We start from the raw sequence: 25,272 nt of genomic DNA, 5'->3' as shown, positions 1-25,272 counted from the left end.
AATTCCGCCGATCGTTTAAAACCGGTCGATCTCCTCGAGGCTCTCGAACAGCCGGCGCTGAACATCCCGCTCCTGCTTGCCGATGGCGGTCATCAGTCTGCCCATCGTGCCCCTGAGGCCGTGTAATTCGTCGACCAGCTCCATGACGATATCGACGCCGGCTTCGTTGACACCCATGTTTCCCATGAGGTCCAGGATCAGCCGGGCGCGTGCGACGTCGGCGTCGCGAAATTGCCTCTGGCCGCCTGATGTCTCCGGGATCAACCAACCCTGTTCGATCCAGAGGTCGAGCTGGACGATGTCGATTTTCAAGTAAAGACGGAATTCGAGATCATCCATGATCAAGCCTCCATGTTTTTTCTCGGATCGTAGGAGTTTGCCGTCGCCCATTCCTTCATCAAGTCCGTCAGCCGTTCATCCGGGGCGTCGGGCAGCACGATCTTCAGCGAGATGTAGACATCGCCGTGTCCGCCGCCGCGTTTTGGAACACCTTTGCTCTTGAGACGCAGGACCTTGCCCGTGTTCGAATGAGGTGGCAGCGTCAGATTGACCGGTCCCGACGGCGTCGGCACGCGAACCTTGCCACCAAGCACGGCCTCACTGAGCGAGATCGGCAGTTCCAGGCGGATATCGTCGCCGTCTCGCGTAAAGAAGCGGTGCGGGCGCACACGGATTTCGATCAGGGCATCGCCCACCGGCCCACCGCCGATGCCCGGCTCGCCCTTGCCGCGCAGCCGCAAGGTCTGGCCGTCGCGCGTCCCCGGCGGGATCTGTACGTCGAGCGCCGGACCATTCGGCATCTTGACCTCCGTCCTGGTGCCGTTGACGGCCTCGATAAAGTCGACCTCCATGGAAAATTGCCGGTCACGGCCACGACCACGGGTCTGGCCGCCGTCGGCACGACGTGAAAAGAAGCTGGCGAAGATATCGTCGGCATCGCTGAAATCGGCAAAGCCGGCGCTGTTGTGGTAGGGATCGCCAGGCCCGCTCTTCGACGCGTAGTCGCGGTAATAATTGCGCTGCGCCCGCTCGGCGCCGGTTATATCGATCTCGCCGCGGTCGAAGCGTGCGCGTTTTTCCTCGTCACTCAATATCTCGTAGGCCGTTGAAATTTGCTTGAACTGTTCCTCAGCTTTTTTGTCGCCGGGGTTAAGGTCGGGGTGAAGTTTCTTGGCGAGCTTGCGGAACGCGCTTTGAATATCCTTTTGCGTCGCATCGCGTTTCACGCCCAGAAGCTCGTAGGGATCCTGGCTCATACATGTCTCCGGTCGGGCAGCGAATACTGCTGGTTGGCTTCGCAATGATATAGGTGTCGGGCCGCCGCCGGGGAGGGGAGGCCGGCCGCTCTGATCGACGTCAATCCGACAAAGCGCCCGCTGTCACGCAAGCTCGCCAGAACTTACTTAGAACACCGCCGCGTCTTCCGCCGGGGACGCCGAGCCTTCCCACGGGTGATCGGGGCGCCGATCGATAAGAACCGAGCACCCGGCATGGCGCACGACCTTGTCGACGATCGAGGAGAAGACGTAGTCGGTGATATCGGTCACATGGGATGAAACCAGGATAAGATCGGCCGATTTCTCCCTTGCGACGGAGACGAGCAGGGAGGCGGCAACGCCGATGCGAACCTCGATCATCGCCGGAATTCCCAGCTCCTTGCAGAGCGATGCTAGTTTCCTTTCGGCGTCGACGATGGCGGTCGTTTCGAATTCCTCGGGAAGCTCCGTCAGGTGACGGCGCGGGATATTCTCGATGACGTGCATGACGACGATGCTTCCGCCTTCGTCCATCAGCGCTACAGCCCGGCGCAGAAGGCGGCTGGCCGTTTGGCGGGGACCCATGCCGATGCCGCAGATGATCGTCCGATACATTTGAAATCCATATCCTCGAGTGCGAATGATAGCACCGATCATACCGGTGTCGACCGTCGCGGCATTGACGAATATCAAGAAAAAGCGCCGCAACGGCAGCGGGCACGAAGCGCCCGGCTCTTCGGAAGGGGTTTCGGCTGAATCGTCGCAGTTGACGATATGGCCATCGGCAACAGTTCTAACTTTATGATGTCATTGATTGAGGTTCACATGCCGAATTTTGCGATTATCGGATCGGGTGCGATGGGAAGTGCCGTCGCCAAGCGGCTGATCGACCACGGCGCCATGGTGCTCACCTATCTCGAGGGCAGGAGCGAGCAGACGATTGCGCGGGCAAAGGCAGCCGGCATGGTGCCGGTCGGCCGCCAGGAGTTGACGAAGGCCGAGCTGATCCTGTCGATCGTTCCGCCGTCGGAGGCGATCAAGGTCGCCGAACTCGTCGCGGACATATCGTCGGGGATGCAGGCGCCGCCGCCCTTCATCGACCTCAACGCGATTGCGCCGAAAACCATGCAGGCGTTGGCGGCACGCTTCGAAGGCAGCAGCGTCGAGGTGCTTGACGGTGCGATCATCGGCGGGCCGCCGGTCCCCGGCAAATCAGGTCCGACCATCTATATCAGCGGCGATATTGCGGAGCGAAGCCGGCTGCTCGAGGATTGCGGCCTGCGGATCCGCAGGCTCGACAAACCGCTCGGCGCCGCCTCGGCACTGAAGATGTGTTATGCCGGCATCAATAAGGGATTTGTCGGCCTTGGCACCGCCATGCTGCTTGCCGCATCGCGTTCCGGTGCGGCCGAAAGCCTGCAAGCCGAGCTCTCCGAAAGCCTTCCCGACATCGATCGCAAGCTGTCGGGATCCATACCCGACATGTATCCGAAAGCCTATCGGTGGGTTGCCGAAATGCAGGAGATTGCCGATTTCCTCGGAGAAGATGATCCGGCCGCAACCATCTTCCGCGGCATGGCGGACGTCTTCTCCAGGATGGCGAACGACGTCGAGGGCAGCCGCATGCTCGTCGGACAGTTGGACGAGATCATCGCTCACCGCGGAACCGACAACTGACCACGATGGTCGAGCCATTGCTCGCTGCTGCCGGCGCCCCACATCGGTGGAGCCGGTAGCAGGCTTCGTGCCCAATCCAGGCCATGCCTATATCGTCGCGAATTGTTCGACCTGCGCCCGGATCGCAACCTCGGTCGGCAATCGCTCCATTGAACTCGCGCCGTAAAAGCCGTGGCAACCCTTGCAGCGGGCGAGCACATAGGCCGCATCCGCAGGCATGGCAATCGGCCCGCCATGGCAGAGCACGATGACATCCTCGCGCACCGACCTTGCGGCATCCGACCATTCGTTAATCTTCTCCACACATCCGTCGAGCGTCAGCGCCGTTTCGGCACCGATCGCACCGCCCGTGGTCAGACCGAGATGGCAGACCACGATATCAGCGCCGGCTCTAGTCATGGCAATGGCGTCCTTGCTGCTGAAGACATAGGGCGTCGTCAGCATATCCTTGGCGTTGGCGCGGGCGATGATATCGATTTCCAGATCGAAGCCCATGCCGGTCTCTTCGAGATTGGCGCGGAACGTGCCGTCGATCAGCCCGACGGTCGGAAAGTTCTGGATGCCAGCAAAACCCATTACCTTCAACTCGTCGAGGAAGTGATCGGGCAGCATGAAGGGATCGGTGCCGTTGACACCGGCGAGCACCGGCGTGTGGCGCACTACCGGCAGGACCTCGCGGCCCATTTCTTTGACGATCTCGTTGGCATTGCCATAGGCGAGCAGGCCGGCAAGCGAGCCGCGCCCGGCCATGCGGTAACGGCCGGAATTGTAGATGACGATCAGGTCGATGCCACCCGCTTCCTCGCTCTTGGCAGAAAGACCGGTGCCGGCGCCTCCGCCGATGATCGGCCGGCCATCGGCGATTTTGCGGCGAAGCTTGCTCAGAATATCGTCTCGGTTGATGCGGGTCAAAACTCTCTCCTCAGGCATGGATCTCATGGAAGCTGGCAACGAGCGCCGCGGCAAATTCCGCGCTGTTGATATGGGCGTCTATCTCGACGAGGCGCCTGTTCGGCGCATCGCGCCAGCCGGCGCGAATGGCGGAAAACAGCGCCTGGTTGGCTTCGGGGTCATGGAATGGCTGACCGGCAGCATCGATTGCCGAAACACCCTGAAGCGGCAGCAGGAAGCGAACCGAACCCTGCATCCGGTTGAGCCGTGCGACGATGAAGGCGCCGATCCTGCGATTTTCCTCCGGGCTGGTACGCATCAGGGTCACCTGCGCATTGTGGACGTGAAGCTTACGGTCGCGGAAAGGCGCCGGCACGGTTTCGTGCGCGCCGAAATTTACCATATCCACGGCGCCGACCGAGCCGATATAGGGCAGACCGGTGCGGATGATGGCGCCGAAGCGATCTTCGGTCGCCGGAAAGACGCCGCCGATGAGAAGATCGGGAACCTCAGTCGTCGTCACGTCGATTACGCCCTGCAACAGACCGGAATCGACAAGTTTCTCCATCGACTGGCCACCGACGCCAGTCGCATGGAAGACGTAGATTTCATGCGACTGGCCAAGCATTTCGCGGATCTGGGTGACGCAGGAGGTGGTAACGCCGAACATAGTCATGCCGATGCCCGGGCGATCATCCCTAGAGGCGGGGATGGCGTTGCGGGCCATGCCGGCTGCCGCATTTCCGGCATTGCCGATCACTCTGCGCGAGATCGCGTTCAAGCCGGCTACGTCGACGACCGAATACATCATGGTGAGATCATTCGGGCCGACATAGGGCGCCACATTGCCCGAGGCCACCGTCGAGACCATCAGTTTCGGCACACCGATGGGAAGGGCCCGCATCGCCTCAGTTACAAGCGCAGTATTGCCGGTTCCGCCGAGGCCGAGGACGGCACCGATGTCGTCGCGCGATTTCAGAAAGGCCGTCAACGCCTTGGCCATGGCCGAAACCGCCGTTCCCCGATCGGTCTGCCCGAGCACGGCCGCCGCACCCTCGAGATGAAATTCGGCGACTTCGCGCGCCTGGATATCGGCGCCGGCGCCTTTCCCAAGCGTACCGACATCGACCAGCACGGCATCGGCTCCGGCCGAAAAAACCACCTCTTTGGCATAGTTCAGTTCAGCGCCTTTGGTGTCGCAGGTGCCGACGATATAGACCTTTCCCATTGGTTTTCCTCCCTTTTCTGATCGATCTTGGCTGTCTTCCGAAAAATTCCGAGTTTTGTATTTTCCATATTGTATATTCTTTCGTATATTGCATACTTAGTCCACGAATACCAGACGGAAATGGAGATCATGAACGCACCGCGCCACCTCACCCTTCGCGAGCGGATCTACGAGGAAATCGTTCGCCTGATCGTCTCCGGCGAGCTGCCGAGCGGCGTCTCGATCGACGAAAAAGAACTGACGGAACGCCTGCAGGTCAGCCGCACGCCGTTTCGCGAGGCAATCGGCACGCTCGCCAAGGAGGGCCTGATCGAGATCAAGCCTTATCGCGGCTTTTTCGTGCGCAGCTTCACGCCTAAGGAGATCGACGACCTCTACGATCTGCGCAAGACGCTTGAATGCTTCGCCGTCGAGCTCGCCGTTCCGCAGATGAGCGATCGGCATATTGCCGGATTCGAGCGCATCCTGGATGAGGCGGTGGCAGCACTCCGCCGCGGCGACATGGGGACATACGGCATTCGCGACAAGGAGTTTCACGAGACCATCGCCGAGCTTTCGGGAAGCGCGCCGCTGATCGAAACGCTGGCGCGGCTCGCGCTGCAGATCCAGATCTGCCGCTCGATCGCCAATGAGAGCCGCGATCTGGCCGAGAGGGCAGCCGAGGAGCGCGATCAGATCCTGCAGGCTTTCAGGGCTCGCGACATCGCGCGCGCCAAGGCCCTGATGCACGCGCATATCAGCGATGTCCAGCAAGCCGTCATGGCACGGTTTCAGAAGAAGAATCCGGCGCGTTAGCCGGCCGGAATGCCAGATGGAATGAAGGAGAGGGAGGTCTCCTTTTTCAACAATGGAAAAACGTGGCCGCGGAGCGGCCCGGGAGGAGGGAGCAATGCTGAAATTTCTTGCCCGCAGCACGGCGCTAGTGGCGATGATCGCCATAAGTTCGCCGGCGCATGCCGAAACCCTGAAGATGTGGGGTCCGGAGCAGATCACCGAACCGCTGGTCGCGCAGCTGTGGAACGGCATCAAGGCCGATTTCGAAAAGGCCAACCCCGGCGTGACTGTCGAGTTCATGCCGCCGACAGGGACGATCAGCAACGGCGCGGTGCAGGCGGCAATCCAGTCGGATGCCGGCCCTGACGTGATCCTCACCAATTCCGGCATCGGCCGCATCAGCGTCGTCAGGAATGCCAAGCAGGTCATGCCGCTCACCGAGCAATATGAAAAGCGCGGCTGGAAAGATGAGATCTATCCCTGGCTCTACACTGAGCTGAGGGGCCAGTTCGGCGGCGAGATCTACGAAGTTCCCGACGGTCTCGATGCGCTTGGCATCTGGTATCACAAGGATATTTTCGAAAAGGCCGGCTGGAAGATCCCGGCGACCTGGACCGAATTCGAAGCGCTGATGAAATCGATCCATGAGACCGGCCTGCAGCCGATCGCCATCGGTCCTCGCACGACGGGCAGCGCCGGCCACCTCTTCGGCAATCTGCTGCAATCTGCGAGCGGCAAGGAAGTGATTGGCAAGGCGCTGCGCCGCGAGATCGCCTGGGACGATCCCTCGGTCGCCGCCGGCGCCATCCGGTTGCAGAAGCTGGTCGAGGCGGGCTACATCAAGAAGGAAATGGCAGGCCTGGATCTCGATGGCGCTTCACGCCTCTGGTTCAACAAGCGCGCGGCCATGTTCGTTGCCGGCCCGTGGTTCACCGCCAATGCCCGTAAGGCAGGCTATGACCTCACTAACGCCGGTTACGTGCCTATGCCTTCCGACATCAATGGTGCGGCGATGCCGACCGGCGGTGTCGGCTGGAGCTGGCTGGTGCCGGTCAATTCCAGGCAGCCGGAACTCGCGGTGAAATGGATCGACTTCATGCTGTCGGATGCGGTGATGAAGAAACGCGCGCAGGATCCGGCAAGCACGATGATCTATCCGCGCGAAATCCCGGGCGTTGAGCCACCAACCCCTGTACTGAAGGATATCTTCGCCGCTGCCGCCGGCGGCGTCGGTTACAATCCGAGCGTCTATCTGCCCGGCACCGTGCTCGACACCTACTTCCAGGTCATCCAAGGCCTGATCTCCGGCCAGATCGGCGGTGAAGACGGCATGAAGCAGATCCAGGCGAAGATGGCAGAGGCGAAATAGTGGTCATTCGCGAAACGCCCGGAAGCAAGGTCGTGGCTCCTCTCAGGGATGCGTCTGCCGTGGCGGGACATACGGGCGGCCTATCCGCCCGTATGTCCGAACGCCGGACGGCCAGGGTTGCCTCATCTGATGGCTCATCAGATGGCGATGCCCGCACCGCATTGTGGCTGATGGCGCCGGCACTTGCCCTTTATGCCGTCTTCACCCTGCTGCCGATCGCCGCCACCTTCTGGCTGAGCTTTAACAGTTCCGCCGGCTTCAATACCTCCGCCAGTTTCGTCGGTTTCGACAATTACGCAAAGGCGGCACATGATCCGATCGTCTGGAAGAGCCTCGTCCATACCTTCCTTTGGCTGGCCTATCATGTGGTGATGGCAGGTGGGCTCGGCCTGCTGCTGGCGCTTGCCGTCAGCAGGCTGCGAATCACCCAGGTCTTCTTCCGCACCGCCTTCTTCCTGCCGCATCTGGTGTCGCTGGCAGTAGTCGGCGTCATCTGGGCCAATATCTACGATCCCTTCTTCGGCCTGCTGAATACCGCCCTGACGCACGTCGGGCTCGGCGCCTTCACGCAAGGCTGGCTTTCCGATCCCGCCTTGGTGCTCTTTTCCGTCAATGTCGCAAGCTCTTGGCAGGGATTCGGCCTTTACATGCTGCTCTTCATCGCCGGCCTGCAGAATATCGACCGCTCGCTCTATGACGCAGCGGAAGTGGACGGCGCCAACGCCTTCCAGAAGCTGATCTACGTGACGCTGCCGGGGCTTCGCGAGGTCACGACCTTCGTCGTCTCGCTGGCGATGATCAACGGGCTGAAGGGCTTCGCCACGGTCTTCGTCATGACCAATGGCGGGCCGTTCTACCAGAGCGAACTGATCACTACCTACATCTATCGACTTGCCTTCCAGTCCCAGGATCACGGGCTTGCGGCAGTGCTCTGCATTCTGCTCAGCCTGCTTGCGATCACCATCACCATCGTCTTCAACCGCTGGCGCGCGAGGATTTCGCAATGAGCGTCCGCAACCGCGAATGGCCGATGGCGCTGGCGCTGACCCCGGCGCTGATCCTGATCCTTGCCCCCTTCGTCTGGCTGGTGATCTCGAGTTTCAAGACCGAGGCCGAGATTGGCCAGGCCGACCCCTTCACCTGGCCCGCCGACCTGATGTGGCGGAACTATCTGGACGCATGGCGGATCGGCGGGTTCGGAGATCTTGTCGGCAACAGCCTGCTCAATCTCATCGGCGTCGTCGTTCTTTCGCTGATCACCTGTGCGCCGGCCGGCTATGCGCTCGCCAAGATCCGTTTTCCCGGCCGGGAATGGCTGTTCTACGCCTTCATTCTCGGCTTGACCGTGCCGGTCCAGGCGATCGTCATTCCGCTCTATCAGGTGCTCTTTGGGCTCAATCTCGTCAACACGCTGACCGGCATCGTGCTGGTGCAGGTCAGCAACGCCATTCCCTTCGGCATATTCCTGATGCGGAGTTTCTTCGTCGGCGTGCCTGATGAACTGATCGAGGCCGCCAAGATCGACGGCGCCTCGCATTTCCAGATCCTCATCAAGGTCTTCCTGCCGATCTCCACGCCGGCGGTGCAGGCGCTCGTTATCATCAGCGCCCTCTCCACCTGGAACGATTTCTTTCTGCCGCTGATCGTGCTGATCAGCCCCGAGGTACAGACACTGCCACTCGGGCTGGTCCGTTTTGCCAGTACCTACGCTTCCGATTACAGGCTGGTCTTTTCGGGAACCGTCATTTCATTCCTGCCGATCATTCTTCTCTACATCCTGATGCAGCGCCGCTTCACCGAGGGGCTGACGCAGGGGGCAATCAAGGGCTGACCATGTCGCATCATGTCCAGCGGGAAATCCGCTACAATTTCGAATTCGACCACCGCATAAGGGCCTGCTTCATCGGCGCCGGCGGCCATGCCTACCGCAATGTCTATCCGGCGCTGCGTTATGCGCCGGTCGAGCTTAGCGGCATCTGCGATCTCGATATCGGCCGTGCTGAAAAATTCGCCAAGCTCTTTGGCGCGGGCAAAGCCTATACCGATCATCGCGAGATGCTGGAGCAGGAAAAGCCGGAACTGGTCTTTCTCGTCACCGCCTATCATCCTGACGGCCGGGTGCAGGCGACCGATCTCGCACTCGACGCACTTGCATCGGGCGCGCACGTCTGGATGGAAAAGCCGACGGCGGCAAGCCTTGAGGATATCGAAAGGCTGCAGGCGGCAAGTGCAGCCGCCGGCCGCATGGTGATGACCGGTCTCAAGAAGACCTTCTTCCCGACCATCGAGAAGCTGAGGGACCTGATCGGCTCGCCGGGTTTCGGCCGGCTCACCTCGATCAATGTCCGCTATCCGCAAAGCCTGCCGGGCCAAGAAGACCGCGCCGATCTCGTCAAGATGCAGAGCTTCCTCGACCACATCTACCATCCGGGAGCGATCCTGCACTTCCTCGGTGGCGAGATTGAACGCGCTGGTTATGAATGGGAAGCGCTGACGGGAGCGACCATTACCAGCCTGCGCTTCCACTCCGGCGCGATCGGCACGCTGCACCTCGCCGCCGGCCAGTCCGGCAGCAGCATCTTCGAGCGGGTCGAAATCATCGGCGAAGGCGCTAACGCTATCGTCGAAAACGGTAGCCGGCTTACTTACTTCCGGAAGGCCGACCTGCCGTCCTATGGCCGTGCCGCGAGCTTCATCCAGCCGGACGAGAATGCGGCGCTGTTCTACGAGCCGGAGCATTCGCTCGGCCAGCTCTACAACAACAACCTGTTTTATCTCGGCTATGTGCCCGAAATCCTGCATCTGACGGATGCGATCCTCTCCGGCACGCCGATATCAAGGGGCACGCTCGAAATCGCCCGCGAGATCATGAAGCTCTTCGAATTCTACAGACGCACGGATGCCGGCGTCACCACCAATCTCTGATAAGGGAGGGACAGCCTTGAGCGATACCGATGTCATTTTCAGGAAAGCCGGCGGCGAATTCATGCCGACCACCTGGGGCGAACTCAACTGGAAGATCACTGGCGACGGCACGCCCGGCGCCGAGATGACCTTCGGCACCTGCCGCATCAATCCCGGCGAGCGCAACCAGCTGCATTCGCACCCCGATTGCGAGGAAATCCTCTACGTCGTTTCCGGCGATTGCGAGCACAAGCTCGGCGATGCGCTCTATCGGCTCGAAGCCGGCGACGCGATCCGGATTCCCCGCAATGTCCGTCACTGGGCGCGCGCGCTCGGCACCGAACCGCTCTTCGCCCTGATCATGTTTTCATCCGGCGCCAGGACGGCTGTCAATCATGAAGGCGAGGGCGCGGCCTGAAATCATCCTGTTCTCGGGGGAGGGAATATCATGGCGTCGATTGCGCTTCACAACATCCGCAAGTCCTACGGCAACCTGCCGGTCATCCACGGCGTCGACGTCGAAATCGAAGATGGCGAATTCATCGTGCTCGTTGGACCGTCCGGCTGCGGCAAATCCACGCTGCTGCGCATGATCGCCGGCCTGGAGACGATCTCGGGCGGCCGGCTTTCGATCGGCGGCCGCATGGTCAACGACCTGCCGTCGAAGGAGCGCGACATTGCCATGGTGTTCCAGAGCTATGCGCTCTATCCGCATCTGACGGTGGCCGAGAATATGGGCTTTTCCCTGAAGCTGCACGGTACGGCCAGAGACGAGATCGGCCGCCGGGTGCAGTCCGCCGCAAAAATCCTTGCGCTGGAGCCTTATCTCGACCGCCACCCGCGCCATCTTTCCGGCGGCCAGCGTCAACGCGTCGCCATGGGCCGTGCGATCGTACGTGATCCGAAGGTGTTCCTCTTCGACGAACCGCTTTCCAATCTCGACGCCAAGCTGCGCGTGGCGATGCGCGCCGAGATCAAGGAGCTTCACCAGCGGCTGAAAATCACCACCGTTTATGTCACCCATGACCAGACCGAGGCGATGACTATGGCCGACCGCATCGTCGTCATGCATGACGGCATCGTCGAGCAGATCGGAACGCCGTTGGAGATCTATGATCGGCCCTCAACCACCTTCGTCGCCGGTTTCATCGGCACGCCGGCGATGAACCTGCTCAAGGGCCGCATCCAGGCCGACGCCCCTTCGATCTTCCGCACCGACAGCGGCATCGCCATGCCGCTATCGCTGCGTCCTGGTTCCGCAGATCCCGGCGAAGAACTCATCTATGGCATCAGACCGGAACAGTTCGTCATCGCCGATGAGGGCGGAACGCCGGCAAAGGTCATCGTCGTCGAGCCAACAGGCGCGGAGACGCAGGTCGTTGCCCGGATCGAGGGGGCCCGTATCGACGGCGAAAACGTCAACATGCTGTTTCGCGAGCGCATTGCCGTAAAGCCCGGCGACAGTATCCGCTTTGCCTTGCGATCTGCCAGCGGACATCTGTTCTCAGCCGCGACCGGCAGGCGTCTTCCCGAGGCGGATGTCTGACGCGGCTGTTTTCTCCAGCTTTGCCAAGGCTCTGACGATTGCGTGAAACCGCGCCGACACCTGTGACAAGACCTCATCGCCTCTGCTATGTCAGGAAAAATGCGGCAGCCTAACTGGCGTCGCGCTCTGTCCTATCAATGCCAGGAGTTTGAAAGATGAGCGGTTCTTCCGACTATACACCCCCGAAGGTCTGGACCTGGAACAAGGCGAATGGCGGCCAGTTCGCCAGCATCAATCGCCCGATCGCGGGACCGACGCATGACAAGGAGCTTCCGATCGGCCGGCATCCGTTGCAGCTCTATTCGCTCGGCACGCCGAACGGCCAGAAAGTCACCATCATGCTCGAGGAACTGCTGGCCCTTGGCCATGAAGGTGCGGAGTATGACGCCTGGCTGATCAAGATCGGCGATGGCGATCAGTTCGGAAGCGGCTTCGTCGCAGTCAATCCCAACTCCAAGATACCGGCATTGATGGACCGTAGCGGGCCAAAGCCGATTCGTGTCTTCGAATCCGGCGCGATCCTGACCTATCTCGCTGAAAAATTCGGCGCCTTCCTGCCGACCGAACCGAGCGAGCGTGCCGAATGCCTGTCATGGCTGTTCTGGCAGATGGGAAGCGCCCCCTATCTCGGCGGCGGCTTCGGCCATTTCTACGCCTATGCGCCGACGAAGATCGAGTATGCGATCGACCGCTTCGCCATGGAGGTGAAGCGTCAGCTCGACGTGCTCGATCGTCGCCTTGCCGAAAGCGAGTATCTGGCAGGCAGCGAATATACGATCGCCGATATTGCCGTCTGGCCCTGGTATGGCGGGCTGGTGAAGGGCTGGACCTACGGTGCAGCCGAGTTTCTGCAGGTCGAGGACTATAAGAACGTGCTGCGCTGGGCCGACACCATCCACAGCAGGCCGGCCGTGCAACGCGGCCGGATGGTCAACCGCCTCTCCGGCGAGCCGTCTGGCCAGTTGCACGAGCGCCACGACGCCAGCGACTTCGACACCAGGACGCAGGACAAGCTCGCGGCCGCCGAGTAAGCAAGCAGGCCCCCGCCACGTGTCGCAGCAATAAATGATGCTCCGCCGCCTTTCCGGCGACGGAGCATCTGCATGCTGCCCGAACTCAGTTCTTGACCGTGTCTTCCAGGAAGAAGCGGCCGAGCGGGTTCTGGTAGAAGTTCTCGATATTCTTGCGCGAGACGTTGATATAGGGGCTGTAATAGAGGTCGATCCAGTTGACGTCGTCCTTGGCCATCTTCTGCAGATCGACATACATCTGTTCGCGCTTCTTCGGGTCGAGTTCGAGACGCGCCTTGGCGACCAGTTCCTTCACCTCCTCGTTTTTGTAGTTGGTCAGATAGTTGTTATTGGAATCGTGACCGAGAACGAAAGTCGTCTTCTGGTCCGGATCGAGAATGTCGTTCGTCCAGTAGTTGACCGAGATGTCGTAATCACCGGCAACCGTCATATCCCATTCCTGGCTTGGATCGACCTTCTGCAGGTTCGCCGTGATGCCGGCCTTGGCAAGCTGTTGCTGGACAAGCACTGCCGTCTGCTCGTCCACTTCGTCGCCGGCGCGGATGAGATAGTTCAGCGTCAAGTTGGAGACACCGGCATCCCCCAGCATCTTCTTGGCCTTCTCAGGGTCGTAGGGGCGCTGCAGGTTATCGGCGTAATGATAGAGCGCACCCTTTGGAATATAAGAGTTGGCGACCGTGCCCTGGCCAAAGGTGACGGCCTCGACGATCGCCTTCTTGTCGATCGCCATATCGAGCGCCTGGCGCACTTCCTTTTTGCCGAGATCGCCATGCGCATGGTTGATCAGGAGATGATCCTCGCGGGTCGAAGCGTCGATATCGACGTTGAGGTTCGGGTCCTTCTTCAGTTCCTCGACGCGAGAAAAGGGTACGAAGATCGCCGTATCCAGCTCGCCGGCCTGAACGTTCAGCATGCGGGTATTGTCGTCAGGCACCGAGATCCACTCGACACCGTCGAGCTTCACCCGGTCCGCCTGCCAGAAATTCGGGTTCTTCTTCAAGATGACGCGGTCGCCGCGCCGCCATTCCTCGACCACGAAGGCGCCGGATGCGATAGGCTTTTCGCCATAGGCATCGGCGCCCAGCGATTCCATGCCCTTCTTGGAGATGACCGAGGCATTCGGCAGCGCCAGCGTCGACAGGAACGGCGCGGACTGGTTCTTGAGCTTGATCGTCAGCGTGCGCGCGTCGGTCGCCACGGCCGTGTCGATCACCTTATAGGAATCGCTCCAGAGCGAGGCAGCGTCATCGCGGATGCGCAGCAGGCTGTAGGCCGCGTCTTCCGCCGTCAGCGGCGAACCGTCGGAAAATTTCGCGTCTCGGATCTTGAACGTGTAGGTCAGCCCGTCATCCGAGGTGGTCCAGCTTTCGGCAAGGCCCGGCTCCAGTTTCGTGCCTGTCTTGTCGACGCGGATCAGCACGTCGTAGACGTTGGAGAACACCCAGTTGTCGATGTTCTGCGCGGTCTTAATCGGATCGAATGTCGTCGAATCCTCGCGGCGGCCGATGGTGAGCACTCCGGCGGCCTCGGCATAGCTTGCGCTGAGCGTCAGACCGGCGAGCAGGGCTGCAAGCCCGATAGATTTCCACCTGTTTGTCATCAGTTCGTTCCCTTCGTTGTTATGGCATGCGTTTGATTGATTGAATCGGCATCGAATGCGGATGGTCCTTGCCGTCGGCGCCTTGCAGCAGCCGCTTGTCAGGATCGATGTCGGGAATGGCGGCGATCAGCGCCGCCGTATAAGGATGCTTCGGCCGCGCGAAGACCTCTTCGGAGCGACCTTCCTCGACGATCTCGCCGCGATACATCACGACGACGCGTTCGCAGAGATTGCGGACGATTGCGAGATCATGGGCGATGAAGATCAGCGTGAGGTTCATCTTCGCCGTGAGATCGCGGAAGAGCTCGATGATCTGCGCCTGGATGGTGACGTCGAGGGCGGCCACGCATTCGTCGGCGATGATCATCTTCGGATCGACGGCGAGCGCACGGGCGATGCCGGCGCGCTGGCACTGGCCGCCGCTCATGCTGCGCGGTTTGCGGCCGGCGAATTCGCGTTCGAGACCGACGAGATCGAGCAGTTCGCCGATTCGAACAGGGATATCGGCCCTGGCGACCTTGCCCTGCACCTTCAGCACCTCGGCCAGCATCTGCCCGATCGTCAGCCGCGGATTGAGCGCATTATAGGGGTCCTGGAAGACCATCGCCGTCTCGCGCCTGAGCTTTGCCAGGCCAGCGCTTTTCTGCAGCGCCAGATCGACGCCGTCGAAAGTGACGTGACCCGAGGAAAGCGGGGTGAGGCCGAGCACGGCGCGGGCAAGCGTGCTCTTGCCGCTGCCGGATTCGCCGACGATGCCGACCGTCTCGCCCGGCATGATCTGCAGGCTAACACCGGCAACGGCGCTGACCGTCTTGGCACCGCCCCTGAGCAGGGCGCCGCCCGCTCTGAAGCGCACGTGGAGATCATCGATTTCGAGCAATGGCCTGGCCGGTTTGCCGGCCTCGGCAATCTCGAGCAGCGGCGCTGATATCGCGCCCGGCAGGGAAGGGTGGCTGTTGATCAAGTTGATCGTATAGGGATGCTGCGGCCGCGCCAGGATCGTCCGCTTCGGCCCCTCTTCGATGAGCTTGCCGCCGCGCAGCACGGCGATGCGGTCGCAGGTCTGGGCGACGATACCAAGATCGTGGGTGATCAGAATGATCGACAGGCCGCGCCGGTCGCGAATGTCGATCAACAGCCGCAGGATCTGCGCCTGGATGGTCACGTCGAGCGCCGTCGTCGGTTCGTCGGCGATCAGGATCTTCGGATTACAGGACAGCGCCACGCCGATCATCGCCCGCTGCCGCATGCCGCCGGAAAATTCGTGCGGATAGCTATCGTACTGGCGTTTCGGATCGGGGAAACCGACCTGCGCCAGGATGTCCGTCGCCGCGGTGCGGGCTTCGCGGGCACTGAAGCCCTGATGGTAGCGGATGCCCTCGGCGATCTGATCGCCGATCCGCATGACAGGGTCGAGATGGCTGGTCGGGTTCTGGAAGATCATGCCGATCTCGCCGCCGCGCACTTTCAGCATCTCGCCATCGTCGATCCGCATGAGGTCGCGCCCTTCGAGCAGCACGCTACCGCTTTCGATCTTCAGCAGCGAGGAGGGCAGCAGGCGCACCAGGGAACGGCAGAACAGGCTCTTGCCCGAGCCGCTCTCGCCGACCAGACCGAGGATCTCGCCCTTGCCGAGGTCGAGCGATACCGCATCGAGCAGCGTGCGCGGGCCGGAATCGACATGTGCCCTGACGGTGAGATCACGGACGGACAGCACGGAGCCGCTCATTCATGCACCCCCAGCAGTTCGCCGAGCGCATCGCCCAGCATGCTGAAACCGAAGGCCAGGCAGACGATGGAGAGGCCGGGAAACAAAGTGATCCACCATGCCGTAGTGATGAAGCTCTGTCCTTCCGCGACCATGACGCCCCATTCGGCGATCGGCGGCTGGACGCCGAGGCCGAGATAGCTGACGGCAGCGCCGCTGAGCAGCACCAGCGTCGCATCGGACATCGAAAAGACGATCGAGCCGGCGATCGCGTTCGGCAACAGGTGGCGGAACATGATGCGCGGGCGGCTGAAGCCGAGGCTGACGGCGGCAACGGCGTAGTCGCTGCCTTTCAGCACCAGCATCTGCGCCCGGATCAGCCGCGCATAGGAGACCCAGCCGACCAGCGCCATGGCGATGTAGAAGCTGCCGAGGCCGGGGCCGAGGATCGCGATGATCGACAGCATCAGCACCAGGAAGGGGAAGGCGAGGATGATATCGACAAGACGCATGAACAGCGCATCGACGATCCCGCCGAAGAAGCCGGCGATCGTGCCGACCGTCGTGCCGATCAGGAAGGGGAAGATGACGCCGATCAGCGCCATCTGCAGATCGAGGCGCGCGCCCCAGATGACGCGGGAGAGGATATCGCGGCCGAAATTGTCGGTGCCGAAGGGATGCAACAGCGAAGGCGCCTGCAGGCGCACCTCGGCATTCTGCATGATCGGGTCGTAAGGCGCGACGATGGGCGCACCGATCGCCAGCAGCACGAAGAACAGCAGCAGGCCGGCACTAAGCACAAGCATCGGCCGCTGGCCGAAGAACTGGCGCCAGCCGGGGGAAGCGGGGGCGATCGCCTCGATGCTCATAGCTTCACCCTCGGATCGACGGCGACGGTGACGATGTCGGCAATGAAGTTGATGAGCACGGTGGCGCAGGCAAAGACCATGGCGACGCCTTGCACCACCATGTAGTCGCGCGAGAAGATCGCCCTGACAAGCAGCTGCCCCATTCCGGGCAGCGCAAAGACGCTCTCGACCACCACCGTGCCGCCGATCAGCCAGCCGATGTTGACGGCAAGCAAGTTGATCGTCGGCACCAGCGAATTCGGCAGGACGTGTCGCCAGAAGACGATTCCTTCCGGCATGCCGCGGGCACGCGCCGCCGTCGCGACATCCGATTTCAGCTGCTCGATCATCGCCGCCCGCAGGCTGCGCGTCAGCACGGTCGAGAGCGACAGCGCGACCGTCAGGCTCGGCAGCACGAGATGCGACAGCTTTTCGCCGATCGTCGCACCATAGCCCGAAACCGGCAGCACGCCGAGTTCGACGCTGAACAGGATGATCAGCATCAGCCCCAGCCAGAAGGGCGGAAAACCGATGCCGAAGGTCGAGACAATGCGCACCGCATGATCCGGCGCCCGGCCGGCATTGCGTGCGGCGATCGCCGACATCGGCACCGCGATCAGGACGGAAAGCACGACGCTGGAGACGACGAGCGCAAGCGTCGGCTCGATGCGGGTGACGATCAGCTTCAGCACGTCGATCTTGTAGAGGATCGACTTGCCCATCTCGCCATTGGCGAGGTTCTTGAGGAAATAGACATATTGCAGCCACATCGGCTGATCGAGCCCGTACTGGGCGCGGATGCTGGCAAGTGCTGCCGGCGTCGCGCGCGTGCCAAGAATGTTGCGTGCCGGATCGCCGGGGATCAGCCGGACCAGAATGAAAGTGATGACGCTGATGCCGAAGATGACGGGCAGGAACTGCAGCGGTCGCGTCAGAACGAATTTATAGCGATGCATGACGGCGATCGCCCCTTTGTCTTCGTCGGGTTCGGTCCGCTTCCTGTTGCATCAGCCTGCCTCGTGCCGGGCGAGAAAATCGAGAAGCGCCGGATAATAATCCTGCGGGTTCTCATAGAACGGCATGTGGCTGGCATTGGCAAATACCTTCAGCTCGGCATTCGGCAACGCAAGCTTCATCCTCAGCGCACAGGCCGGCGTCAGCTCGTCATGCTCTCCCGTCGTGATCAGCACCGGCAGCGTTACCCGCGGCAGATCGGGGATGCGGTTCCAGTCCTTGAGGTTGCCGATATAGAGAAACTCGTTCGGCCCCTGCATCGTCTCATAGGGCGCCATGTTCCAATCGTCGAGCGAGCGGCGCACCGGCGCCGGCCATTCGGGCAGACGGCAGACATGGCGATAATTGAGGATGGTGACGGCGGCGAGATATTCCGGATGATTGTAGGTGCCCTGCGCCTCGTGCTTCTGCATCATCGCCACGGTTTCGGGACCGAGCGCTGCGCGCAGCCGTTCCAGTTCCAGGATCAGATGCGGCATGTCGGCGACGGTATCCTCGAGGGTCAGCGTCTTCAGGTTCTCGGGATAGGTCAGCGCATATTCGATCGCCAGCCACCCGCCCCAGGAATGGCCGAGCATGTGGACCTTGCCGAGCCCCAGTGCCTTGCGCACCGTCTCCGTCTCCTCGACATAGCGGCCGATCGTCCAGAGCGTGAGATCGTCCGGCCGGTCGGAGGCGCCGGTGCCGAGTTGATCGAAGGCGACGACACGATAGCCCTTGTCGATCAGGCAGGAATGCGCTTCGCGCAGGTAATCGCAGGGCAGACCCGGCCCGCCGTTCAGGCAGAAAACCGTCTCGCTGCCGGTCCCGAAACTATAGGCAACGACGCGATGGCCATCGACATCGATCTCGAATCGTTCGTCCGGCCGTATTTCACGCCACATTGATCGCTCCGGCAGAAGATTTCGCTTGCTCAATATTTGGGCACGGCTAAATTTTTACCTTAAACCGCATTCAGTGCCAGCTATAAGAAGTGATAGGGTGGGCCGCAATGCCGAACCCCGGGAGCAGCCCATGCTTGACGACCCCATTCTTGACGACATCGGAACGATCAGACGGCAGTTTACAGCGCACGAAACGCTGGACGGCCGGATCGACCAGGCCTTCGAGGCGATGAAGCAGATCGGCTTCGAGGCGCTGATCTACGACTATACGCCGGTGCCTTACGATCTCGACGGCGCGATCATGATACCATCGCTGCTGAAGCTGCGGAATATTTCAGACGACATGCACGATTACTGGTTCAATCGCGGCTATTTCCGTATCGATCCGGTGCAGCAGGTGGCGCTACGCACCTCCGCACCCTTCTTCTGGAACTACGACCCGGACGCCGACACGCTGATCAACCGTTTCATGACCGAAGACACCGCGCCGGTGACGCGCTATTTGAGCGAACGCGATATGTCGACCGGCGTCACCGTTCCGGTTCATATGCCACGCGGCGACTATGCGACCGTCACCGGCATCCGCTTCGGCCGGAACAAAGATTTCGAACGGCACGCACTGCGCTATATCGCCGACTTCAACCTGCTTGCCCATGTTTTCCATGAGACCGCCTATTCGCTTTTCGACACGCGGGCAAAGAGCGTCGGCACGATCCGCCTGACCGAGCGGGAACGCGAATGCCTGCGCCATTCGGCGGAAGGCTACTCCGCCAAGGAAATTTCTCGCATCATCGACCGCTCCGTACCGACTGTCGTGATGCATCTGAATGCCGCGACAAAGAAACTCGGCGCCCGCAACCGCACCCAGGCCGTGGTGCGCGCCACCCATTACCGCCTGCTCGAAGACCGGCCGACCCACAATTGGCCACCCTATAACTTGTGATAGCTGCCTTCGCCATCGCCGCCGCGTTATGCTTTTTTTCATGACGCCAAGAGATGGAGACGCCCGTGGGCGAAGTCACGACCAACGAAGCCTATTTGCCCTTTCGCGACTATCGCACCTGGTATCGCATCACCGGCTCGCTGGACAGCGGCAAGCTGCCTCTCGTCGTCGCCCATGGCGGGCCCGGCTGCACCCATGATTATGTCGATTCCTTCAAGGATATCGCCGCCCTCGACGGCCGCCCGGTCATTCATTACGACCAGCTCGGCAATGGCAATTCCACCCGCCTTCCGGAAAAGGGCCCAGATTTCTGGACGGTCGGCCTGTTTCTCGAAGAACTGGACGCACTGCTTTCCCATCTCGGGATTCGGGATCGTTATGCCTTCCTCGGCCAGTCCTGGGGCGGCATGCTCGGCGCCGAACATGCGGTGCGCCGGCCCGAAGGCCTGAAGGCGCTGGTCATCGCCAACTCGCCGGCCAACATGCACACCTGGGTTTCGGAGGCGAACCGGCTGAGGCAGGAACTGCCGAAAGAGGTGCAGGACACGCTGCTGAAGCATGAACTGGCGGGAAGCCTCACCGATCCGGAATATATCGCCGCCTCGCGCGTCTTCTATGACCGCCATGTCTGCCGGGTGGTGCCGTGGCCGCCTGAAGTGACGCGGACCTTTGCGATCATGGACGAGGACAACACCGTCTACCGCAACATGAACGGCCCGACGGAATTTCACGTCATCGGTACGATGAAGGACTGGACGATCGAGAACAGGCTCGACCGCATCGAGGCCCCGACGCTGCTGATCTCGGGAAAATACGACGAGGCGACGCCCCTGGTGGTAAGGCCCTATCTCGAACGCGTTCCCGGCTGCGAATGGGTGCTCTTCGAAAATTCCAGCCACATGCCGCATGTCGAGGAAAAGCAGCTTTGCCTGGCGACCGTTTCCGGTTTCCTGTCCCGGCACGATTGATAAAACTCGTCCACGCCAGGACGGCAGGTCCCGAGACTCTCTATCGGCGAACCAGCCATTTCTTGGCGACACGGCAGGCCATCGTATAGGCCGGATCAAAGACGTTGCCGACATCGTAACGCACCACCTGGCCGAGCAGATGGCTGGCCGCCGTCCTGTCCAGGCCATAATCCGCCGCCAGCCAGTTCAACATTTCGCTGGTGGCGTGCTGAAGCGCCTGATCGAGGGGCCGGGCGTTGCCGATGGTGAAGATGTCTTCGGCCGTTTCCCCGCGCGGCCAGACCAGTCCGGCCTTCTTTTCCACTGTCAGCCGCACCGTCGGTGACGACGGTATCGCCGTCGGCGATGTGCAGGGCCGGCGAAAGAGAGCCGATGACATTGTGAAAGCTCGTCGGAATGAAGCGGTGAGTCGTCATGAGAATATGGCTCTCGCTCGTTTCGAATGTCATGAGCCTGCGGCTGAGCTGCCCGGCGGAGAGAGTTGCAGACTAGATCAGAGATTGCCTGCAATGCCAATATCCGCGGCACCACGCAATTCCGGCAGCCGATGGCAGGCAGCCAAAAGGGTGGCACGAGGGGCATATTTGCGATCGCGGCGACGGCATCAGACATATTCAACCCGGTGGAGGTGACCCGCAGCGCTCGAAGGTGCGTTCGTATTTTGCATAGGAAAAGATCGGTTCAGGCAATCGCCGAAACGCGATAGCATGATCACGACCTTGGCCGCCTCGCCCACCTTCCTTTCAATCAGATAGCAGATCATGACAAATATCGAGCAGATGCAGGAACAGCGACTTGAAGCGCTCCGACTGACGAAGTCGGGAGCACCGAAGCTGCCGTCCAATCCGTTTTTCGGCGTCGGTCCGATCACGGATGCGACCACCGACGAGGTGGATAGCCGCCTGCGGCGCATCGCTTTCGATACATGGATCGAGAAGACCTATCGCAAGTTCGACGACAAGGGCAACGACATAGGCGGCTTCACGACCGCCGAAATTTCCCGCAGCATGCACCGCGGCTATCCGGCGGATAAAATTCTGACCGACATGATGCGGGCGATCCACCGCTATTTCCACTTCCCGAAGACGAACCGGATGGCTGTGGGACTTGGCGGCGGTCACAGCGGCTATACCGTCTGCGTCCAGCACCTGATGAACGCCAACGATGCCTCCCAGCGCGTCTACGTCGATACGCCGCGCCCGGAAAGCGATCCGGCCCGCGCGGCAGGCTTCTTCCGTCAGTCCTGGGCCACCCAGCTGATCGAGATGCAGCGCTTCGCCGAAAAAGGCTGCGAGAGCCGCATTCATTTTGCCGCCTCCGAGGGTGTGATCCCGACGGCCGCCGAGCTGTCCGCTCTCGGCGTGTCGATCTTCGTCGGCGTCGGCCATGAGACGACCGGCGCCAATGCCTATACCAGCCGCGAGATCCACGAGCTGCTGAACTGGATCGATGGCGATCCGGCAAACCGCCATGCAGTGTTCGACGCGACGTCGATGCTGGGCGCCATGCCTTGGGAGCCCGCGCTGGTCGACGCCGTGATGGCGAAATGCTGCTTGTTCATGCCTTTTCAGAAGGCGATCGGCGGGGTATCGGGGTATTTCGTCGCCTCCTTCACGCCGCATGCCCTGGCGCTCGTCGAGAAGAACCAGCAGGATCCGTCCTGGGCAATCCCGCGTCAGCTCAAGATCGCGCCGCCGATCGATGCGCGGCAGCCGCTTTCGGCTAAGCGATCCGTGGATGCCGGGCCGTTTTACGATGCCGCGGAAGACCGCATGCTCGGCGGCGTCATCAACACCTACAGCGCACTTGCCTTTGCCGAAACCACCTTCGGCCTCCTGCAGTCGGAGGCGCGGGTCGGCTCGGTGGTCGAGCTCAACAAGCGGTCTGCGGCCAATCGGGCGGTGATCGACGGCTGGGTCGAGTCGCACCCGCTGTTTTCGCTCACCGTCACCGATGCCGAGCGGCGCGGTGCGGCGGTGACGCTGTTAAAGGTGGAGGACGCCGGCATCACCGATCCTGCGATCCATGCCCGCATTATCGCGCGTTCGAAGCAACTGCTCGGCTATGAGGGCTTTACCCATCCGAACGGCGCGTTCGAGCCCGGCCTCGACGCGGCGCGCTACGTCAACGCATTCCCGGGAACGCCCGGCGACTACCGCGCCTGGGTCGGCGGCATCCGCGAGCCGTCCGATATCGTCGCGCTGCTGGAGAACCTGCAATATGCCTATCTGCGCGCCAAGATCGTCGTGATCGAGGAGGAACTGGCAAAGCAGGGCGTCACGTTCGCGGCGCCTGTGAAAGCCGGTGCGATGGTCCGCAAGGACGATCCCGAACACGCCTATACGGTGCTGATCGCCGATCTGGTCGGCCTGCGCCTCGGCGCCGATGGGGAGCCCGACGACAGCGAAATCAGGACCTATGTCGAGAAAAAGGGCGGCGTCTTCCGTGCCGGCCCGATCGGCGACAGGGCGGCGCTGGAGAAGGGCCGCATCCATTTCTTCTACCAGCCAAATCTCAGCACCGAGGCCGAAATCCTGCCGCAGACGGACAAGGGCCAGTATGACGCGCTGATCGCGGCGGCGACCTTCATCCCGAAGGCTTCCGTCTTCCCGTTCGGCGGCGTGCGCATCGGCGCGGGTACCGGCAATATGGGCTCGGCCTCCTGGGGCGGCGGCAACGGCGAGGGCGGCGCGGCGCCTTTGATGAACACGCCCGGCATCAACAGCCGGGCGACCGCTCAGATGGCGGTGAAGGCGATCCTCAAGGTTGTTCCCGACCTGCCCGTCGACAGGTTGCACCAGATGGTCGCCAACGGCGATTTTGATACCGGGCGCCAGCTCAAGGATTTCCCGACCGCCAAGCTGGAGGGCCGGAAAATCGCCATTCTCGGCTACGGCAATATCGGCCGCGAAGTCGCCAAGCTCGCCAAGGCTTTCGGCATGAAGGTGGTGATCTACGCACGCCAGCATCACCAAGGCTGGATCGAGTCGGAAGGCTTCGATTACGCCGCCAGTCCGGTTGAAGCGGCGACCGGCGCCGACGTGCTCTCCGTCCATATCGGTCTCGGCCGGCTGGATGCTGCGAGAGGCGTTTACTCCAACGCAGGGGTGGTCGACACCCAGGTTCTCGCCGCGATGAACGATGGTGCGGTGCTGGTCAATTACGACCGGGGCGAGGTCGTCGATGCGGCGGCGCTCGACCAGGCGCTGTCATCAGGAAAGATTGCCCACGCGGCAATCGACGCCGATCTCTTCAAGGATGCAGCGACCGGCAAGCTCAGCGGGCCGATGGTTCCCTATCTGCCGCTCGAAGAGCGCCATAAGGGCAAGCTGGAACTGCTGCCGCACGCCGCCGCCGATACCGACCATCCTTCTCGGGTGACCGGCGCCAAGCAGGCGGTCGACCAGATCTTCGATGTCATCCGCTTCAAGTCAGTCACCAATCTGAAGGGTGATCTGCCGCAAGGGTACGTCTCGGCAGGCGGCCGCACACCTGCCGGAATCGGCAGGGTGACGAAGCGGGTGGTCAGCGAGGTCAGCGGCAACTCCGAACTGCTGGACGAATTGCGGCGGACCTCGGAAAAGGTCGCGGCGATCGTCGGCGCGCTCTCCGTTGTCTCCGACCCGAGCCACCGCGACCGGATCATCGATCGCTATACCGGTCTGCTGGCCGAAAATGCCGGCCGGCAGCGGGCGCTTCTCGATCAGCTTGGCCTCTACGGGCCGGCGGCGGAGTAGGCCGAAGCCGAAGGTCTTCCCATATGCAGGCAACGCGGCATCGACGGCACATTCAACAGCGTTGAGCCTTGACGGACCCAGATGCGATGCCTCAGCGAGACCGTTACTGCATGTACCAGCCATGGCTGACAACCAGTGACTGGCCGGTGAGAGCATTGGTCTCGAAACCGGCAAACAGCAGCGCCACTTCGGCGACATCGTCAACCGTGGTAAACTGTGCATCCACAGTGCCGCCGAGCATTACCTTCTTGATGACCTCGTCTTCGGAAATTCCGAGTTCCTTTGCCTGTTCCGGAATTTGCTTGTCGACGAGCGGCGTCCGGACGAAGCCGGGGCAGATGACGTTGGCGCGCACGCCATCCGGTCCGCCTTCCTTGGCGACCACGCGAGCAAGGCCGAGCAAGCCGTGCTTGGCGGTGACGTAGGCCGACTTCAGCGGCGAAGCCTCATGCGAATGCACCGAGCCCATATAGATGATCGCGCCGCCCTTCTGCGCCTTCATATGTGGAACGCAAGCCTTTGTGGTGAGGAACGCGCCATCGAGATGGATGGCGAGCATCTTCTTCCAGTCGGAAAAGGCGTAGTCCTCGATCTTGTTGACGATCTGGATGCCGGCATTGGAGACGAGCACGTCCACCCGGCCCCACTTGGTTACGACGGCGGCGACGCCGGCATTCACGGCTTCCTCGCTGGTGACGTCCATCGCAAGACCGATCGCCTCGCCCGGGCCCGCAGCCGTCAGGTCATTGGCCGCCGCTTCCGCCACATCGAGCTTCAGGTCGGCGATGACGACCTTGGCACCTTCCGAAACGTATTTTTTGGCGATCGCCAGCCCGATACCGCTGGCCGAGCCGGTGATGATGCAGACCTTGTCCCTGAGCTTCATGGTTCGAC

At 61.6% G+C, this 25,272-nt stretch carries 23 protein-coding genes and 1 pseudogene; 12 read left to right on the top strand and 12 right to left on the bottom strand.

What is annotated here, in order from left to right; translation table 11 throughout:
* Positions 1-15: 15 nt before the first annotated feature.
* From RL_RS26830 to RL_RS26820, 3 genes are all read right to left on the bottom strand, one after another.
* Complete coding sequence (locus RL_RS26830) at positions 16-339, bottom strand: chaperone modulator CbpM (protein ID WP_028743401.1); 324 nt, start codon at positions 337-339, stop codon at positions 16-18.
* Positions 340-341: 2 nt separating this feature from the next.
* On the bottom strand, positions 342-1,256 hold the full coding sequence (locus RL_RS26825; protein WP_011649717.1) for a DnaJ C-terminal domain-containing protein: 915 nt from the start codon (positions 1,254-1,256) through the stop codon (positions 342-344).
* A gap of 147 nt (positions 1,257-1,403) precedes the next feature.
* A complete protein-coding gene (locus RL_RS26820) occupies positions 1,404-1,871 on the bottom strand; it encodes a universal stress protein (protein ID WP_011649716.1) in 468 nt (155 codons plus the stop codon).
* Between the two features lie 159 nt (positions 1,872-2,030).
* On the opposite strand from RL_RS26820, the gene RL_RS26815 reads away from it, so the two are divergent.
* Positions 2,031-2,933, top strand: a complete 903-nt coding sequence (locus RL_RS26815) for an NAD(P)-dependent oxidoreductase (RefSeq protein WP_011649715.1) — start codon at positions 2,031-2,033, stop codon at positions 2,931-2,933.
* Positions 2,934-3,020: 87 nt separating this feature from the next.
* Here the strand turns inward: RL_RS26815 and RL_RS26810 are convergent, their stop codons facing one another.
* Entirely contained in the window at positions 3,021-3,863 is an 843-nt protein-coding gene (locus RL_RS26810; RefSeq protein WP_011649714.1) for a phosphoenolpyruvate hydrolase family protein, read from the bottom strand.
* The gene (locus RL_RS26805; RefSeq protein WP_011649713.1) at positions 3,856-5,052 is read right to left on the bottom strand and encodes a Tm-1-like ATP-binding domain-containing protein; all 1,197 of its coding nucleotides are present in this window, start codon (positions 5,050-5,052) and stop codon (positions 3,856-3,858) included. The genes RL_RS26810 and RL_RS26805 overlap by 8 nt, the downstream gene beginning before the upstream one ends.
* Before the next feature lie 129 nt (positions 5,053-5,181).
* Between RL_RS26805 and RL_RS26800 the strand changes: the two genes are divergently transcribed.
* From RL_RS26800 to yghU, 8 genes are all read left to right on the top strand, one after another.
* Positions 5,182-5,847: a GntR family transcriptional regulator gene (locus tag RL_RS26800; RefSeq protein WP_011649712.1), complete on the top strand. Its 666-nt coding sequence runs from the start codon at positions 5,182-5,184 to the stop codon at positions 5,845-5,847.
* Positions 5,848-5,941: 94 nt separating this feature from the next.
* On the top strand, positions 5,942-7,195 hold the full coding sequence (locus RL_RS26795) for an ABC transporter substrate-binding protein (protein WP_011649711.1): 1,254 nt from the start codon (positions 5,942-5,944) through the stop codon (positions 7,193-7,195).
* 32 nt (positions 7,196-7,227) lie between these two features.
* The gene (locus RL_RS26790; protein ID WP_225510657.1) at positions 7,228-8,202 is read left to right on the top strand and encodes a carbohydrate ABC transporter permease; all 975 of its coding nucleotides are present in this window, start codon (positions 7,228-7,230) and stop codon (positions 8,200-8,202) included.
* A complete protein-coding gene (locus RL_RS26785) occupies positions 8,199-9,026 on the top strand; it encodes a carbohydrate ABC transporter permease (protein ID WP_011649709.1) in 828 nt (275 codons plus the stop codon). The genes RL_RS26790 and RL_RS26785 overlap by 4 nt, the downstream gene beginning before the upstream one ends.
* A 2-nt stretch (positions 9,027-9,028) precedes the next feature.
* Positions 9,029-10,120, top strand: coding sequence for a Gfo/Idh/MocA family protein (locus RL_RS26780; RefSeq protein WP_011649708.1), 1,092 nt, complete (start codon positions 9,029-9,031; stop codon positions 10,118-10,120).
* Between the two features lie 16 nt (positions 10,121-10,136).
* The gene (locus RL_RS26775) at positions 10,137-10,517 is read left to right on the top strand and encodes a cupin domain-containing protein (protein WP_011649707.1); all 381 of its coding nucleotides are present in this window, start codon (positions 10,137-10,139) and stop codon (positions 10,515-10,517) included.
* A gap of 30 nt (positions 10,518-10,547) precedes the next feature.
* Entirely contained in the window at positions 10,548-11,645 is a 1,098-nt protein-coding gene (locus RL_RS26770) for an ABC transporter ATP-binding protein (RefSeq protein WP_011649706.1), read from the top strand.
* A gap of 155 nt (positions 11,646-11,800) precedes the next feature.
* Positions 11,801-12,676, top strand: a complete 876-nt coding sequence (gene yghU / locus RL_RS26765; RefSeq protein ID WP_011649705.1) for a glutathione-dependent disulfide-bond oxidoreductase — start codon at positions 11,801-11,803, stop codon at positions 12,674-12,676.
* A gap of 85 nt (positions 12,677-12,761) precedes the next feature.
* Here the strand turns inward: yghU and RL_RS26760 are convergent, their stop codons facing one another.
* The 5 genes from RL_RS26760 to RL_RS26740 are packed head-to-tail and all read right to left on the bottom strand — an operon-like array spanning position 12,762 to position 18,730.
* Positions 12,762-14,276, bottom strand: a complete 1,515-nt coding sequence (locus tag RL_RS26760) for an ABC transporter substrate-binding protein (RefSeq protein WP_011649704.1) — start codon at positions 14,274-14,276, stop codon at positions 12,762-12,764.
* 19 nt (positions 14,277-14,295) lie between these two features.
* Positions 14,296-16,005, bottom strand: a complete 1,710-nt coding sequence (locus tag RL_RS26755) for a dipeptide ABC transporter ATP-binding protein (protein WP_011649703.1) — start codon at positions 16,003-16,005, stop codon at positions 14,296-14,298.
* On the bottom strand, positions 16,002-16,853 hold the full coding sequence (locus RL_RS26750; protein ID WP_011649702.1) for an ABC transporter permease: 852 nt from the start codon (positions 16,851-16,853) through the stop codon (positions 16,002-16,004). The genes RL_RS26755 and RL_RS26750 overlap by 4 nt, the downstream gene beginning before the upstream one ends.
* On the bottom strand, positions 16,850-17,788 hold the full coding sequence (locus RL_RS26745; RefSeq protein WP_003549356.1) for an ABC transporter permease: 939 nt from the start codon (positions 17,786-17,788) through the stop codon (positions 16,850-16,852). The genes RL_RS26750 and RL_RS26745 overlap by 4 nt, the downstream gene beginning before the upstream one ends.
* Before the next feature lie 51 nt (positions 17,789-17,839).
* Positions 17,840-18,730 carry a proline iminopeptidase-family hydrolase gene (locus RL_RS26740; RefSeq protein ID WP_011649701.1) on the bottom strand — a complete coding sequence of 297 codons (891 nt, stop codon included), beginning with the start codon at positions 18,728-18,730 and terminating at the stop codon, positions 17,840-17,842.
* 130 nt (positions 18,731-18,860) lie between these two features.
* On the opposite strand from RL_RS26740, the gene RL_RS26735 reads away from it, so the two are divergent.
* Both RL_RS26735 and RL_RS26730 read left to right on the top strand, forming a co-directional pair.
* A complete protein-coding gene (locus RL_RS26735) occupies positions 18,861-19,673 on the top strand; it encodes a helix-turn-helix transcriptional regulator (RefSeq protein ID WP_011649700.1) in 813 nt (270 codons plus the stop codon).
* A 65-nt stretch (positions 19,674-19,738) separates the two neighbouring features.
* Positions 19,739-20,641 (top strand): proline iminopeptidase-family hydrolase, encoded by a 903-nt coding sequence (locus RL_RS26730; RefSeq protein ID WP_011649699.1) that lies wholly within the window; start codon positions 19,739-19,741, stop codon positions 20,639-20,641.
* A gap of 40 nt (positions 20,642-20,681) precedes the next feature.
* On the opposite strand, the pseudogene RL_RS26725 reads toward RL_RS26730, so the two are convergent.
* A pseudogene (locus tag RL_RS26725) lies at positions 20,682-20,960 on the bottom strand (acetamidase); the annotation flags it as partial.
* Positions 20,961-21,402: 442 nt separating this feature from the next.
* Here RL_RS26725 and RL_RS26720 point away from each other — a divergent pair.
* Positions 21,403-24,378 (top strand): NAD(P)-dependent oxidoreductase, encoded by a 2,976-nt coding sequence (locus tag RL_RS26720; RefSeq protein WP_041936773.1) that lies wholly within the window; start codon positions 21,403-21,405, stop codon positions 24,376-24,378.
* A gap of 103 nt (positions 24,379-24,481) precedes the next feature.
* Here RL_RS26720 and RL_RS26715 read toward each other — a convergent pair whose 3' ends face one another.
* Positions 24,482-25,264, bottom strand: a complete 783-nt coding sequence (locus tag RL_RS26715) for a 3-hydroxybutyrate dehydrogenase (RefSeq protein ID WP_011649697.1) — start codon at positions 25,262-25,264, stop codon at positions 24,482-24,484.
* Positions 25,265-25,272: the final 8 nt, after the last annotated feature.

This window comes from Rhizobium johnstonii 3841, from assembly GCF_000009265.1.
GTDB classification, from domain to species: Bacteria; Pseudomonadota; Alphaproteobacteria; order Rhizobiales; family Rhizobiaceae; genus Rhizobium; species Rhizobium acaciae.
This window is presented reverse-complemented; position numbering and strand designations above follow the sequence as displayed.